The organism is Methylovorus glucosotrophus (assembly GCF_009858335.1).
Lineage (GTDB): Bacteria > Pseudomonadota > Gammaproteobacteria > Burkholderiales > Methylophilaceae > Methylovorus > Methylovorus glucosotrophus.
Map to the genome: position 1 here is coordinate 1665481 of NZ_VMSE01000001.1, position 15248 is coordinate 1680728.

Annotated in this window: 16 protein-coding genes; 14 read left to right on the top strand and 2 right to left on the bottom strand. The window is 54.4% G+C overall.

Features of this window, described 5'->3' with window-relative positions:
* Window positions 1–183 precede the first annotated feature (183 nt).
* The 6 genes from FNL37_RS07780 (at window position 184) to FNL37_RS07805 (ending at window position 5929) form a co-directional block, all read left to right on the top strand.
* On the top strand, window positions 184–774 hold the full coding sequence (locus FNL37_RS07780; protein ID WP_013442076.1) for a Yip1 family protein: 591 nt from the start codon (window positions 184–186) through the stop codon (window positions 772–774).
* A gap of 224 nt (window positions 775–998) precedes the next feature.
* Entirely contained in the window at window positions 999–1463 is a 465-nt protein-coding gene (locus FNL37_RS07785; protein ID WP_041362124.1) for a DUF2244 domain-containing protein, read from the top strand.
* Window positions 1464–1479: 16 nt separating this feature from the next.
* The gene (gene coxB / locus FNL37_RS07790; protein ID WP_159355726.1) at window positions 1480–2649 is read left to right on the top strand and encodes a cytochrome c oxidase subunit II; all 1170 of its coding nucleotides are present in this window, start codon (window positions 1480–1482) and stop codon (window positions 2647–2649) included.
* A 41-nt stretch (window positions 2650–2690) separates the two neighbouring features.
* A complete protein-coding gene (gene ctaD, locus FNL37_RS07795; RefSeq protein WP_159355727.1) occupies window positions 2691–4283 on the top strand; it encodes a cytochrome c oxidase subunit I in 1593 nt (530 codons plus the stop codon).
* A 128-nt stretch (window positions 4284–4411) separates the two neighbouring features.
* Window positions 4412–4954, top strand: a complete 543-nt coding sequence (locus FNL37_RS07800) for a cytochrome c oxidase assembly protein (RefSeq protein ID WP_159355728.1) — start codon at window positions 4412–4414, stop codon at window positions 4952–4954.
* Window positions 4955–5050: 96 nt separating this feature from the next.
* A complete protein-coding gene (locus FNL37_RS07805) occupies window positions 5051–5929 on the top strand; it encodes a cytochrome c oxidase subunit 3 (RefSeq protein WP_159355729.1) in 879 nt (292 codons plus the stop codon).
* Window positions 5930–5954: 25 nt separating this feature from the next.
* Here FNL37_RS07805 and FNL37_RS07810 read toward each other — a convergent pair whose 3' ends face one another.
* Window positions 5955–6149: a twin transmembrane helix small protein gene (locus FNL37_RS07810; RefSeq protein ID WP_013442068.1), complete on the bottom strand. Its 195-nt coding sequence runs from the start codon at window positions 6147–6149 to the stop codon at window positions 5955–5957.
* A gap of 127 nt (window positions 6150–6276) precedes the next feature.
* On the opposite strand from FNL37_RS07810, the gene FNL37_RS07815 reads away from it, so the two are divergent.
* Genes FNL37_RS07815 through FNL37_RS07835 form a run of 5 tightly spaced genes read left to right on the top strand, consistent with a single transcriptional unit; the run spans window position 6277 to window position 10141 of the window.
* Window positions 6277–6966 carry an SURF1 family protein gene (locus FNL37_RS07815; RefSeq protein ID WP_244948229.1) on the top strand — a complete coding sequence of 230 codons (690 nt, stop codon included), beginning with the start codon at window positions 6277–6279 and terminating at the stop codon, window positions 6964–6966.
* Window positions 6963–7625: an SCO family protein gene (locus tag FNL37_RS07820; RefSeq protein ID WP_159355731.1), complete on the top strand. Its 663-nt coding sequence runs from the start codon at window positions 6963–6965 to the stop codon at window positions 7623–7625. The genes FNL37_RS07815 and FNL37_RS07820 overlap by 4 nt, the downstream gene beginning before the upstream one ends.
* Before the next feature lie 3 nt (window positions 7626–7628).
* Window positions 7629–8633 (top strand): COX15/CtaA family protein, encoded by a 1005-nt coding sequence (locus FNL37_RS07825; RefSeq protein ID WP_159355732.1) that lies wholly within the window; start codon window positions 7629–7631, stop codon window positions 8631–8633.
* 1 nt (window position 8634) lies between these two features.
* Complete coding sequence (gene cyoE / locus FNL37_RS07830; RefSeq protein ID WP_013442064.1) at window positions 8635–9540, top strand: heme o synthase; 906 nt, start codon at window positions 8635–8637, stop codon at window positions 9538–9540.
* 25 nt (window positions 9541–9565) lie between these two features.
* The gene (locus tag FNL37_RS07835; RefSeq protein WP_159355733.1) at window positions 9566–10141 is read left to right on the top strand and encodes an SCO family protein; all 576 of its coding nucleotides are present in this window, start codon (window positions 9566–9568) and stop codon (window positions 10139–10141) included.
* Window positions 10142–10178: 37 nt separating this feature from the next.
* On the opposite strand, the gene FNL37_RS07840 is transcribed toward FNL37_RS07835, so the two are convergent.
* Window positions 10179–10556, bottom strand: coding sequence for a surface-adhesin E family protein (locus FNL37_RS07840; protein WP_159355734.1), 378 nt, complete (start codon window positions 10554–10556; stop codon window positions 10179–10181).
* 215 nt (window positions 10557–10771) lie between these two features.
* Between FNL37_RS07840 and FNL37_RS07845 the strand changes: the two genes are divergently transcribed.
* From FNL37_RS07845 to FNL37_RS07855, 3 genes are all read left to right on the top strand, one after another.
* Entirely contained in the window at window positions 10772–12865 is a 2094-nt protein-coding gene (locus FNL37_RS07845) for an autotransporter domain-containing protein (protein ID WP_159355735.1), read from the top strand.
* Between the two features lie 271 nt (window positions 12866–13136).
* On the top strand, window positions 13137–13829 hold the full coding sequence (locus tag FNL37_RS07850) for an MtnX-like HAD-IB family phosphatase (RefSeq protein ID WP_244948230.1): 693 nt from the start codon (window positions 13137–13139) through the stop codon (window positions 13827–13829).
* 11 nt (window positions 13830–13840) lie between these two features.
* A complete protein-coding gene (locus FNL37_RS07855) occupies window positions 13841–15214 on the top strand; it encodes an aspartate aminotransferase family protein (RefSeq protein ID WP_159355736.1) in 1374 nt (457 codons plus the stop codon).
* Window positions 15215–15248: the final 34 nt, after the last annotated feature.

The window sequence follows — 15248 nt, forward strand, 5'->3', positions numbered from 1 at the left end:
CATTTTACGCATGCGTCAAACGGCACTTTCATCGATCAGTACACAAAATTTATACAGATCAGTATTTTCAATGACTTAGCTTAATCCTCGCAAGCTGTTGATCGGAATGCTTTCTTTCACCGCTCAGTTAGGCGTATAGTGCAACGCACGGGTATTCCCATCAACTGCGCAGGAGGATACAAGATGCATCCGCTGACGTTATTCAAGTTGTTTTTCGCCCCCGTGGCTGGCTGGCAATCTCTGCTCCAAGGCCAACCATCCATACACCGGCTTTACCTGTTACACGTTATTCCATTTTCCCTGATTCCCGCGGCCATGCTCTACATCGCGGGCTCCGCCCATAGCTTTGCCTTTCTCGAGCTCATGCCCGGCAACAAGCTGTTACTGGTGTCGATTGCCTTTTTCATTGTGCAGCTCGTGGTCGTGCCCATCATGGCGAGCATCGTCCGGCAGCTGGCAGAAGTAGCCGACATTCATCCGACGTATCGCGAAAGCTTTATCCTGGCGGCAGTAGCCCCTACGCCACTATGGATGGCGCCCATCTTTTTGCTGGTGCCGGATATTTACGTCAATCTGGCCATCGCCTCGCTGGCGATGATGGCTTCCGCCGGATTTATTTATTTCGGGATTCCCACCATTTTCAATATCCGCGACAGCGGACAATCCGCGCTGTTTTTCGGTGCCGTTTTCATGGCAGGCGTGATTGCATGGGGGTTTTTGATGATTTGCACGCTGGTTGTCTGGGGCAGCATCCAGAATCTGCTGGTGAATTAAACCCGCTGTTTTTTTGAGCTGAGTCCTGCGGCTTTTTCTTCACAGGGCTACGCAAGCTGGAATTTTTTATGTAGACTCGCCCTCATTCGCATTCAAAAGTCTCACTTGAATACGGATCAGGCAAGTCAATCAAGGTTATACGTTTTACAAGTTTCAAGATCGTCCAAGTAGTCTTCGCATCAAAAACCGTTCGTCAGAAACGGGGCAATTTGAGGAGAAGCAAGATGGCATCGAACTTTGTAGAAGTAAGCTTTATTGCACGTCCCAACTGCGCCTTGTCTCTCAAGGGCAAGCTCAGCGTTGTTGCGTCCATCGCTCTCCTCTCCCTCGTTATCGCGCTTGTATTCACCATGGCTGGTGCATGGCTGGTCTTGCCTTTTGCCGGACTTGAACTGATCGCTGTCGCTTATGCGTTCTACTTCATCCACCGGCATGCAGCAGACTATGAATCCATCGTGATCAACGAAACCCACCTCGCGATTGAAAAACACGACATCCATACGCACCGCCAGATCGTCATGCAGCGTTACTGGGCCCAGGTCCAGTTGCGCAACCGGCCTTATGGCGAGCAGGCGCTGTTTGTCCGATCGCATGGAAAGGAAGTCGAGCTCGGGCACCGCTTCATGAACAATGAGCAACGCCTGGAACTCGCCCACCAACTACAGCAAGCCATTCAATATGGTCGCTAATCCAATGGGAGCAGGCATGGCAAGGTTACGCATAACAAGAATCTGGCAATGTTTACTGGGCGCTCTTTTGCCCCTGACAGCACACGCGGACTACGCGTGGAATTTTCCAAAACCTGTCACACCGATGGCGCTGGACACCCTGCAGGTACACAACAAGTTCATGATCATCGTCATGGTGATCTTCGTTGTGGTGCTCGGCATCATGATCTACTCCATCGTCATGCATCGCAAAAGCCGCGATTACCAGCCTGCCGGCTTTACTGGCCCTAGCACCCGCGCGCAGCTTTTCTGGACCTTGGTGCCATTTGCCATCCTGCTTTACATCGACTTCATCCTAATGGGCATCCCCGCCTTTCATAGCGTGGTCGCCATGGAAGATACCCGCACTGACGCCGACATGGTGATCAAGGTCACCGGCTCGCAATGGCGCTGGCAATACGAATACATGGACGGCCCGGCCAAAGGCATCAGCTTTGTCAGCAACATGACCACCCCCCAGGAGCAGATCAATAACCAGGCTGCCAAAAATCCGGAGTATCTGCTGGAGGTAGACAACCCCCTGGTCCTCCCCACCGACAAGAAAGTACGTGTCCTGCTCACCTCCAGCGATGTCATCCACAACTGGTGGATTCCGGCTTTTGGCGCGGCGCGCGATGCCATTCCGGGCTTCCTGCGTGAAACCTGGGTCAAGATCGAGGAGCCAGGCACCTTCCGTGGTCAATGCAAGGAGCTGTGCGGCAAGGGCCATGGCTTTATGCCTGCGGTAGTCATTGCCAAAAACGAGGAGGATTTCAATGCCTGGGCCACCAGTAAAAAAGCCGAGCTGCAAGCCGCCGCTGCCGGCGCTGACAAGGAGTGGACCAAAGAAGACCTGATTGCCAATGGCAAGGGCATCTACGAGAAAAACTGCGCTGTTTGCCATCAGGTAGGCGGCCAGGGCCTGCCACCCGCCTTCCCGGCCCTGACCGGCAGCAAGATTGCCACCGGCCCGATCCTGGACAAGGACAACAAGATGGTCAAAGACGGACATCTTGACCGGGTGATGAATGGCAAGGGCGTCATGCCCGCCTGGAAAGGCATTTTGAACGATACCGAAATTGCTTCCGTGATCACCTACGAGCGCAATGCGCTGGGCAATAGTTTGGGCGATATGTTGCAGCCCGCTCAAGTAAAGGCCATGCGTTAAGCCATATCCCATCTGCATCAAGGATTTAAAGGAGTTCGAAAATGAGTTACAGCACCACAGTCGACCATGAAGAACATCACGATCATCCAAGCGGAATGCTGCGCTGGCTGACCACCACCAACCACAAAGACATAGGCACCATGTACCTCACCTTCTCGCTCATCATGTTCATGGTGGGCGGGGCGATGATCATGGCGGTACGCGCCGAGCTGTTTCAGCCGGGCCTTCAGCTCATGCATCCCGAGTTCTATAACCAGCTGATAGGCGTGCATGCCCTGGTGATGATTTTTGCGGCGCTCATGCCCGCTGCCACTGGCTTCGCCAACTGGATGCTGCCTTTGCAAATAGGCGCGCCGGATATGGCCCTGCCCCGCCTCAATAACTGGGGTTTCTGGCTGCTGCCCCCGGCTGCCATCCTGCTTACACTGCCCTTTACCCTGGCTTTGTTTGGCATAGGCGATGGCGCGATTGCCACGGGCTGGACCTTTTATGCCCCGCTCTCGGTGCAGGGCGGCATAGGCGTTGATTTTGCGATTTTCGCCGTGCACTTGCTGGGGATTTCATCGGTAATGGGCTCGATCAACATCATTGTCACCATTTTCAATATGCGCGCACCCGGCATGACCCTCATGAAACTGCCGCTGTTTGCCTGGGGCTGGCTGATCACCGCCTTCCTCCTCATCGCCACCATTCCCGTACTGGCTGGGGCTGTCACCATGTTGCTGACCGATCGCCACTTCGGCACCCACTTCTTTGATGCCGCTGGCGGTGGCGACCCTATCCTGTTCCAGCACCTGTTCTGGTTCTTTGGCCATCCTGAGGTGTATATCCTGCTGCTACCTGTTTGGGGTTTTATTCCACAGATACTTTCCACCTTTGCCCGCAAGCCGATCTATGGCTACAAAGCGCAGGTGTATTCGCTCTGTGCCATCGGCGTTCTCTCGGTGGTGGTATGGGCGCACCACTTCTTCACTGCTGGCATGCCAGTGCCTGCGCTGCTTTACTTCATGTACAGCACCATGGCGATTTCCCTGCCATTGGCGGTACTGTTTTACTGCTGGATCGCCACCATCTGGCGTGGCTCCATGACCTTTGAAACGCCGATGCTGTTTGCCATCGGCTGGATCATCCTGTTTGGCATCGGCGGCCTCACCGGCCTGGTGCTGGCAGATGTGGCGGCGGATGCGCAATACCACCACACCTATTTCGTCGTGGCACATTTCCACTACACACTGTTTGCAGGCGGCATCATGGGCATCATGGCAGGCGTGTACTACTGGCTGCCGAAGATGACCGGCCACATGTACAACGAAAAGCTGGGCAAGCTGCATTTCTGGCTGACGGCGATTTCGTTCAACCTCACCTTCATTCCGCAGTTTTTCCTGGGGCTGGCAGGCATGCCACGCCGCATTCCGGATTACGCCCTGCAGTTCTCGGAGTTCAACATGATCTCCTCGATTGCGGCGTTTACCCTGGGGCTCACGCAGTTGCTGTTTGTCTACAACATTGTGAGTTGCGCGCGCGGCGGCAAAAAAGCGACCGACAAGGTGTGGGAAGGCTCCAATGGCCTGGAGTGGACGTTGCCGTCGCCACCGCCCTATCACACCTTCAATGAACAACCGGTCATCCGCTAAGCCATGTCGCTTATTCCCATGGCAAACGATATGAAAAACGCCCAGGACAAACGTCGCCGCAGCCGATTGATTGCGCTGCTGCTGGCGGCCGTTGCCCTGTTCTGGTACGCCCTGGGCATGTGGATGCTATGGAAAAGATAAGCGCGATTGCCAGCCTCAGCCAGCTGAATCGCCAGCTCGGTTACAAGCTGCTGGTCATTGTGGCGATGGCTCTCGCCTTCGCCTACGGGTTGGTGCCTTTGTATGACGTGCTTTGCCGCGTCACCGGCCTCAATGGCAAGACAGAAAATGTGGCAGTAAGCGCGCAATCACGTGTGGATACCACGCGCTGGGTGGAAGTGAGCTTCACGAGCAATGTCATGCCGGGGCTGGCGTGGAGCTTTCACCCGGTGCAATCCAGCATACGGGTCCATCCGGGCAAGATAGAAACCGTGACCTTCATTGCCCGCAACATGGCCAATGAAACCGTCGCCGGACAGGCTGTCCCCAGCGTCAGCCCAGGCAAGGCATCAGAGTATTTCAAGAAAATCGAGTGTTTTTGTTTTCAGCGCCAGGATCTGAAGGCGGGCGAATCGCGTGAAATGCCTCTGCGCTTTTATGTCAGTCCCGACATTCCGGATGATGTAAAAGCCCTCACCCTGTCGTATGCGTTTTACAGTGCAATCAAATAGCAGCAGCGAAACAGTACAGAAAAGGCATCAGCATTGAAGCAGAAGGATTAATCAAACCAATAACATTTGCATCATCTGGCTAACAGGAGCATATGGATGTCCACTCAAACGCATGACAAATACTTTGTCCCGACCCCCAGCCTTTATCCGGTGGTCTTGTCCAGCGGGCTATTGCTGCTCACCATGGGCTTTATCTTCAGCACCAACAGCTATGCCGCGGGCAAATGGCTGATGTTGCTGGGCCTGGTGCTCATGCTCAGCATGATCTTCCGCTGGTTTGCCAAAATCATTGCCGAAAGCCAGAGCGGCATGTACCGCACATGGGAGGACAAGTCGTTCCGCTGGGGCATGATTGCTTTCATCTGCTCCGAGATTGCCTTCTTTGCCGCGTTTTTTGGGGCGCTGTTTTTTGCGCGCATTATCTCGGTGCCGGAGCTGGCAAGCTTTGACCCAGCCTTTACCATGTACAAGGATTTTGTCGCCACCTGGCCTTCCGCCGGGCCGGGCGGTCACGTGCTGGGGCGCGATTACCAGCCAGCACAATTCACCCCCATGGGCGCATGGGGCATTCCTGCCATCAACACGCTGATACTGCTCAGCTCCGGCGTCACCGTCACCTGGGCGCATTGGGGCCTGCTCAAAAACAACCGCCGGCAGCTGGTATGGGGCTTGTTTTTCACTATTGTGTTGGGCTTGGCGTTTATCAGCCTGCAGGCCTTCGAATATCACCATGCCTATACCGAGTTGGGGCTGACGCTGGGTGCCGGTGTTTATGGCAGCACCTTTTTCATGCTGACCGGCTTTCACGGATTTCACGTCACGCTGGGGACACTCATGCTGATCGTGATCTGGCTACGCAGCATCAAAGGGCACTTCACACCCGAGCATCACTTCGGCTTTGAAGGCGTTGCCTGGTACTGGCACTTTGTGGATGTGGTGTGGCTGGGGCTGTTCGTGTTTGTTTACTGGCTTTAATAGGCCGGGTTTTATACCGGCCGGGTTAATGCCCGATCACGCCGGTATAAAACCCCAGCATCAGCAAGAGAAACAACCCCAGGGAGAGGGCAATGCGCAAAGTGAGCGCCTTGATGGTGGCCTGCCCTTGTCCCTTGTTTCTCACCATTGAAAACAAGGCGTAAAACAGGCTGCCAACGATAAGTACCAGCATGACAACGATAGCGAGCTTAATCAACATGGCGATGTCCAGGTCAGGTTTTAATCAGTATGGATGGGGTCAGCTTATTTTGCAATTTCCAATAAAAACAAGGCAGCGCTATCGTTTTTCTCCGCGCATTCCCGGCGCATTGATCACTCTTTTCTGCATGGCGATATGCATCAAACTTGGCTTGTGGCAATACGATAAAGCCCAGCAAAAACAGGCATTGCAGGCCTTGTACTCACAATACCTTCATGCCGAGCCCAGCCCTCTGCCCCTACAGCTGAATAACGCCGAGGCCTGGCGTTATCGCCGCGTTACCGTTGAAGGTGAATACGAGCCGCGCTACCAGGTATTCCTGGACAATCAGGTCAGCCATGAACTGGCGGGCTACCATGTCATCACGCCATTACGCATACGCAATACTCAGCAATACGTGCTGGTAAACCGCGGCTGGGTGCCAGCCATGCCTGAGCATCGCGAATTGCCAACAATAACCACGCCCACCGGGCCGCAACGCGTCACCGGGCAAGTATGGGTGCCGTCCAGCCGCTATTACACGCTGGGAAAAAGCGATCCCAAACACTGGGATGCCGTGTGGCAAAACATGGACATGCAACGCTACGCCGCCCTGGTACCGTTTGCCATCAGCCCCGTCATCGTCCGGCTTGATGCCGATAGCCAGGCCGGTGGATTTGACCGCGACTGGCCGCAACCGGCAGAGCGCATTGGCATGCATTTAAGTTATGCCTATCAATGGTTTGGCTTTGCATTTGCAGCCTTGGCCATTTATGTCTACCTCAGTATTGTGCCCGCCAATTCACCAACCCCACCACAAGAAAAACCAGCCTCATGACCATGGCCAAGTCTTCGCTCGATTCTTCCTTATCCCCTGCTGCCACCGGCCCCGCCTCATCGTGGCCCCAAGGCCGCAAGATGCTGCTCGGTATGCTGGTGTTTTTCGCCCTGCCACTGCTCGTGGTGGCTGCGATGTATGGGTTGGACTGGCATCCGAATGGGCGCAGCCATGGCACTCTGGTCTCGCCATTGAAACCGTTGCCGCCCCCCGCTGGCATACAGGATATGCGCGGGGCTGCCGTTCCAGCCAATCTGTGGCGCGACAAATGGAGCATGGTCTACGTTACCGGGCCATGCCGTGAATCATGCGAAGAGCGCTTGCATCTCATGCGGCAAATACATGTTTCCATGGATAAAAACATGGGCCGGGTGCAGCGCATCCTGATTTCCAGCGACACCCATCTGCAGGCGATGCAGGAACGCTACCCCGACCTGATCATTCTGCACGCGCCTTCCAGTGAAGTTCAGGCTTACGCGCAGCAATTCCAGCTCACGGGAGCCCCATCAGCAACTCATGAGGCGCCAGTCACTGATAACAACACCATTTATCTGGTGGACCCGCTGGCGAACCTGATGATGTATTTCCCCGCCAGCCTGGCGCCTGGGGATATTCGGGCCGATATCGCCCGCTTGCTCAACTATGCCTGGGCGGGCTAAGGCATGGCCGCCGCGCTCTGGTTTAAACGCCTGATATTGCTGGCTCCGCTGCTGGCGCTCACCGTGGTTGGCCTCGGCGCCTACGTTCGGCTGTCAGATGCCGGGCTGGGCTGCCCGGACTGGCCTGGCTGCTATGGGCAATTAAGCGTGCCGCAACACCCGGACGATGTCGCGGCAGCCGCCAGCGCCTATCCGGACAAGCCGCTGGAACAGCACAAGGCCTGGAAAGAAATGCTGCATCGCTACCTGGCAGGCACGTTGGGTCTGGTGATATTGGCGCTGTGCGTGCTGGGCTGGCGCGGCCGACTTTATTTGGCAATCTCGCCATGGCTCCCCACTTTGACGACTGCTCTGGTAGCGCTGCAAGCCATGTTGGGCATGTGGACCGTGACCTTGCTGCTGAAGCCAGCGGTAGTATCTGCGCATTTGCTGGGCGGCATGTTGACCCTTGCACTGCTGGTATGGATGGCACACCGGCATTGGGGGCGCATCGCCAGTTCGCAAGTCACATCCACGCATCACGTCTGGATCAGGATGGCACTAATCGTGGTGTTACTGCAGATCGTCCTTGGCGGCTGGACCAGCGCCAACTATGCCGCGCTGGCGTGTACGGATTTCCCTGCTTGCCAGGGCAGCTGGATACCCACACTTAACTATGCAGATGCCTACCATGTATTGCGCGAGCTCGGCCAAGGGCCGGATGGCAGCGCATTGTCAGCGGATGCACTGGTGACCATCCAGTGGACACACCGCCTGGGCGCCCTGCTTACGCTGATTGTTTGCGGCACGCTGGCGCTCAGCCTGCTGAATAAAGGCACGCTGACAAACATTGCGCTGGTGCTGCTGCTTTTGCTGGTCTGCCAAATCAGCCTGGGTATTGCCAATGTATTGCTGCGACTGCCCTTGGTGCTGGCCGTCAGCCATAACGTATTTGCGGCTTTGCTGTTAAGCACGCTGGTTGTGCTCAATTCCACCATCACCCCACTCAAACAGCCTGAGGAGACATGACATGGCCCATGCTATCGCTTTGAATATTCAGGAAATCCGCGTCAGCCTGCGAAGTTTCTTCATGATGTGCAAGCCGCGCGTGAGTGCGCTGATTGTGTTCACCGCCATGATAGGCATGTTCATGGCGACGCCGCATCTGCCACCGTTGGATATTCTCATTGCCGCCACACTCGGTATCGCCATGACATCTGGCGCTGCGGCGGCCTTTAATTGCATCATTGAGCAAAAGATCGACGCCCGCATGGCCCGCACCCGACACCGACCACTGCCAACCGGTCAGGTCAGCACGCGGCAAACTCTGGTATTGGCCACCTTGCTGGGTTTCGCCGGACTGAGCCTGCTATATGCCATGGTGAACCCGCTGACCATGTGGCTAACCTTCGGCACATTACTCGGTTACGCCGTGATCTACACCGTGTTTCTCAAGCCCGCTACGCCACTCAACATTGTCATCGGCGGGGCATCCGGCGCCATGCCGCCGATTCTGGGCTGGGCCGCCATCAACAATGTGGTCTCTCACGAAGCGCTGATCATGTTTCTGATTATCTTCGCCTGGACGCCCCCGCACTTCTGGGCACTGGCGCTGTATCGCCGCGAAGAGTACGCCAAGGTAGGCATTCCCATGCTGCCAGTCACGCATGGGGTGCAATTCACCCTGCTGCATATCGTGCTTTACACCATCATCCTGGTCACCATCACCTTCATCCCCTACAGCATGGGCATGAGCCACCTGATCTACCTCATCTCGGCGCTGGTGCTCAATCTGGTGTTCATGGTGTATGTGGTGGCGCTGTATGCGGATTACTCGGATGCACTTGCCAAGCGTACGTTCCGTTATTCGATCACCTATCTGACGCTGCTGTTTGCCGCGCTGATGCTCGATCATTACTGGATGCTAGAATGGTAAATTACCTGTGTTGAGGAAGTTGCCGATGGTCAGAGCCCTGATGCTGTGCTTGATGCTGACATGCCTGAGTGCATGCAAACCACAGCCGAAAGAAGCCTTTGAGGCGACGGATATCACGGGCGCCGACTTTGCATCCGGCCTCCATTTAACTGACCACCACGGCAAACCTGCCAGCCTTCAGGACTTCAAAGGCAAGGTCATAGTGCTGTTTTTTGGGTATACCCACTGCCCGGATGTCTGCCCCACCACCATGTCGGACATGGCACAGACCATGAAACTGCTGGGCAAGGATGCCGACCAGGTCCAAGTGCTGTTTGTGACACTGGACCCGGCGCGTGACACGCCAGATGTACTGGCCAAATATGTCCCGTATTTTGACCCGCGCTTTATAGGCTTATATGGAACTGAAGCCGAGATCGCCGGGACCGCCCATCACTTCAAGATCAGCGCCAGCAAGCAACCACCCGATGCCCGCGGCAACTACAGCATAGACCACAGTGCCGGCACCTATGTCTATGACAAACAAGGCAAGATAAGACTCTACTTCAACTACGGCGCATCGCCAGCCATGATGGCACACGACCTCCGCCTCTTGATGTAAACCACATCTCGCATAAAGGCTGTACCAGCCCTTATGCTCAAGGCCGAACCATGCGCCTCACTTGGCATGTCAACGTGCCCACCTTGTACCCCGCCGATTGCGGCGCCACTGGCACAAAAGCATCCTCACCCTTGCCCTTGCTCAAGAGCTCACCCTTGGCACCGTAGTACATGAACTCGCGCAAGCGAAAGGCATGCTTCACACAATCAAACTCAAATCGCGCTCGCTTCTCCACATACTTAACCCCTGCCGCAGCACCAGGCAATGCCAAAGCTGGCTTGTACAAGGTCTTGGTCCAGATCGACGAATACACATCGTCATCCGCATACGAATCCGTATCCACCCACAGCTCGCTACCCTCGGCTTTGCTGATGGACTCCCAGTCGGCTGCATGCGCTGGCGGTATTCCAGCCAATAAACTCCACAGCGCAAGACCTGCCACTGCCCGAAAACACATTCTCATTTTCTTCAATATTTCCTCAATCTTCTATATAGCCTGAAGGCCCAATTAAAAAAACAGATTCTCGCTTAACAACGCCATCCTGCCCTTAAGGGATATATCCCTGCATATGCCCCTCACGATACTTTTCGCCTTTACAAAAATTCACAGTATCAATCAGGGACTTTCATATGCACGTCAATCGCCTCCGGGCAAAACCCATACCCATTCTGATCGCCATTGCATTTGCTGCTAGCAGTCATATTAGCCGGGCTGAAGAGAGCATTACAGACTTTGGATTCAATAGTATTCCATTTGGTATATCGGCAGATGGATCTATCGTTGTTGGCTCGAATAATGATTATGGTTTTATCTGGGATTCAGACCACAGCTTCTATCTGACAAGCTCGCCCAATCCGGCCATAAGTAGCATATACAGGTCTGATATCTCCGCGATTGCTGCAGACAGCAATGGCATCAGCACTGGAGTTGTTGGCTGGCTACAACAAACTCAGTCCTCGCCGAAACAAGCTTTCATCTGGACAATTTCAGCGTCAGCGAGACTAATCACCCTGGAATCACTGAACGATTATAAAGATTCGGCCGCCACCGGCATTTCAAGAAGGGGAGACTATATCGCAGGCTGGTCAACTTACGCTAATGATAGAGAGCATGCCGTTTACTGGCAAAACACTGGCAGTGGCTATCCTCTTGGATCGGGTACTCTGCAGTATTCAATAGTGGATATTGGTACGCTCAACAATGGAAGAAACTCCAGGGCTAATGCGATTGCAGCTGATAGCCTCACCATTGTCGGAAACTCAAATGATGGGGCCGCAAACAATCAGCAAGTTGCGTTCAGGTGGACTCCAGACACCGGCATGGTAAGCCTTGGCACTTTGAATAACGGGAATTACTCCAACGCGTGGGCCATCTCCTATGATGGAAACGTAGTAGTTGGTGAAGCCAACGATGGCAACGCTCAAAATGCGAGTCGAGCTTTCCGCTGGAGTGCCGACACAGGTATGGTTAGTCTGGGAGTCCTGCCCGGCGACAACAGCTCCTACGCTTATGGTGTCTCAGGCGATGGCAAAGTTGTTGTCGGCACTAGCTATAAAGACAATGGCACGGAAAGAGGTTTCCGCTGGGCCAGTGGTACTGGCATGCAGACCGTCGAACAATGGCTCACGAGCGCAGGGGTTAATGTCAGCTCATCTGTCAGTGTCGCCAACGCAAAGGCTACTAATAGCGATGGCTCGGTAGTCGTAGGGGTATTAAGCAATGGTCATGGGTATATTGCAAGAGTCGTCAATAATAGTGGCGGCAACACCGACCCAGATTCCGGTTCGGGCATGATAGATACGACCAATTACAACACCAGCCTGCTGAGCGTTTCCCATGTAGCCACCCTCGCGAATCAACAAACAGATCAGGTGTTGCATGGTGCCCACAGCAGCCCCATGCGTGGCTTGCTTGAGCCTGGCAAGAACAGCTTCTGGGTAGCCGGGGATATTGGCCGCCAGGATCATAACGACAACAGTGGTAATAGCGATGCGGGCGAGATCGGCTTTGCCCGTGGTTTTGCCAATGGCACCATGCTAAAGATGGCTTTGGGCCGCACGTATAGTGACACCAGCAGCATGCTCAATGGCAAAACCACGCTACGTGGTACCTACATCCTCCCTGAAGTCATCTTCCGTTTGCCTGATACGCCGCTATTTGCCACCTTAAGTGCTTATTACAACACGGGAGACGCAGACATCCGCCGCGGATATAGCAATTCAGGAATCAATGTTACCTCCGCTGGTAGCGCCGATGTGACTGAAACAGCATTGCGGGCCCGGCTGGATTGGCTGGATGCTTTTACGCTCCGCAACACGCGCTTTACCCCATACACCAGCTTGAGCTACGCCCGTAGCCATGTAGATGGCTACACGGAGCATGGCGGAGGTTTTGCCGCACGCTGGGACAAGCGCAACGATTACTCCACACAGGTTCGCCTCGGGCTTGATGCTGTATACCGCCTCAACGAGCGATTTAATCTTCTTGGACGTATTGAAGCGGTTCATCGCATGGAAGACCAGGCCTCAAAATCATCTGGCCAGATTATCGGGCTGAGTAACTTCGATTTGCCAGGGATAAATTATAAACAGCAATGGGGCCGTGCATCGGTAGGGGCAGAAGGTGCAATAGGCTCAGGCACTGCAGCGCTCACATTAAGCGGCACTACCGAAGCCAGCACGCCCAGTGTTTGGCTCTATGGCAGCTATCGCTGGGTGTTTTGAAGCTACAACGGCCCAAGCCCTTCTCGCAAACTGGCATAAACGTGTGAGTGGTTTATGCCAGTTTTTTATTTCAAAAAGAAGACGACTAGCTCACACGACGATGCTAACCGTAAGGGTTAAGTAAGCATAAAACATCAAACTAGCCGACATGAAAAACCCCTGGCTCGAATTTCCAGAAAAATAAAGCGCCACAAAATCAGCGCTTTGGAATGGGAAATACGACCAAAAGAAAAGTGTGCTTGCCCCTGTGCAACGCATCATGAGCCAAGAAATGGATGTTTTAAGAATGCTGTTTATTGTGGATTTTGACGGCACGATCTCCAAGAAAGACACGATCGATGCTTTGCTGGAAAAGTTTGCTCCCGCCAGTTGGGAGGAGATCGAGCAATCGTGGTTACGCGGCGAAATAGATGCCGTGGAGTGCATGTCACGACAGATTGGCATGGTGCGCGGTGACCGCGATGCACTGGATGCTTTTTTCCGGCAGATCGAGCTGGATCAGGGCTTTGTGCCTTTTTATGAATATGCCTCACGCTTCGGTGAGGTGATTGTCGCCAGTGATGGTGTCGATCATGCCATCCACATGGCGTTCCGGCATTCAGGTTTTCCAGCTGTCCAGATTTTTTCAAATCGCCTTGATTTCACGTCTGAAGGCATCGCCATCAGCTTTCCCAACCGCCGGACCGATTGCCAGGGCGGCAACGGCAATTGCAAATGTGCCATTGCCCGTGAGCAGTCCGCCATCTCCGGTGGCCCGGTTATTCTGATCGGCGATGGCAAATCGGATGCCTGCATTGCGCGACAAGCCGATGTGGTCTTCGCCAAAGGCAAGCTGATTGATTACTGCGAACAGCAGGATATCGCCTACCACCCCTTTTCTACCTTCAAGGATGTTCTGGAGGCCATACGCACCTGGCCGCTGGAGCACAACACATTCCCAACCGCTATTCACGTTAAAGGATAACCACGGCCACTATGGAAACCAAGATCATCGAAATCCTGGATAAAAACAGCAAGTACTGCTCACACGGGGATACCGTCAATTATGCCGACCCACCCAAAGTGTTCGAAGGCTGTGACGGCAGCTTTTTGTTTGATGAGCGCGGCACGCCCTATCTGGACTGGCAGATGTGGTATTCCGCCGTCAACTTTGGCTACAAGAACAAGCGCATTGCCGACACGCTGAAAAAGCAGATTGATACGCTGCCGCAGCTCGCCAGCCAGTATCTGCACCGCGAGAAAGTCGAGCTTGCCGAGATCGTATGCAAGTACATGGAAGACAAATACGGCGTCAAAGGCCGGGTGCATTTCAATGTGGGCGGTGCGCAGGCGATTGAAGATTCGCTCAAGGTCGTGCGCAACCATACCGGCAAAACCCACCAGTTTGCCTTCATGGGCGGCTATCACGGCCGCACCTTGGGCGCTTCGGCCATTACCTCCAGCTACCGTTATCGCCGTCGCTTCGGCAACTTTGCCGACCGCGCGCACTTCGTGCCCTACCCTTACTGTTTCCGCTGCCCGTATGACCTGAAAGTGGAAACCTGCGACACCTATTGCCACAAGGAATTTGAAAAACTGTTTGATACCGAATACCAGTCGGTGTGGGATGAAAAAGCCAAGCAGTGCGAATTCGGCGCTTTTTACATCGAGCCCATGCAAGGCACAGGCGGCTACATCATCCCGCCTGAGGGCTATATGAAAAAGCTGCAGGAATCGCTGAAGAAACGCAATGTGCTGCTGGTGGCCGATGAAATTCAGATGGGTGTCTATCGTACCGGCAAGCTGTGGTCGTGGGAAAACTTCGACATCGTTCCTGATATTTTCGTCTTCGGCAAAGCCATTACCAATGGCCTGAATCCACTCTCCGGCATCTGGGCGCGTGAGGAATTGATCTCCCCCGAGAAATTCCCGCCGGGCTCGACGCACTCCACATTTGCCTCCAATCCGCTCGGCACATCAGTGGCGCTGGAAGTCTTGAAGATGACGCAGGAGGCTGACTTTGAGCCGCATGTACGGCAACGCGGCGCCTATTTCCTCAAGCGCCTGCACGAACTCAAGTCGCGCTGGAAAGTGGTCGGCGATGTCAGCGGCCTGGGCCTGGCACTGCGTATCGAGCTGTGTGAGAAAGATGGCTTTACCGCCAGTCGCGCACTTGCCGACCGCATGTTTAACGAAGGCCTGAAGGGCAACTTGATGGTCGATGGCAAGCGCTATGGCCTGGTGCTGGATATTGGAGGCTACGAGAAAAACGTCATCACGCTGGCGCCATCGCTCATGATTTCGGAAGAAGAAATCGACCTCGGCATTAAACTGTTTGAGCAGTTATTGCATCGTTGCGGAGCCGAGTAATTGCAAGCCACTCTCCACATGCAAGCCATCATGC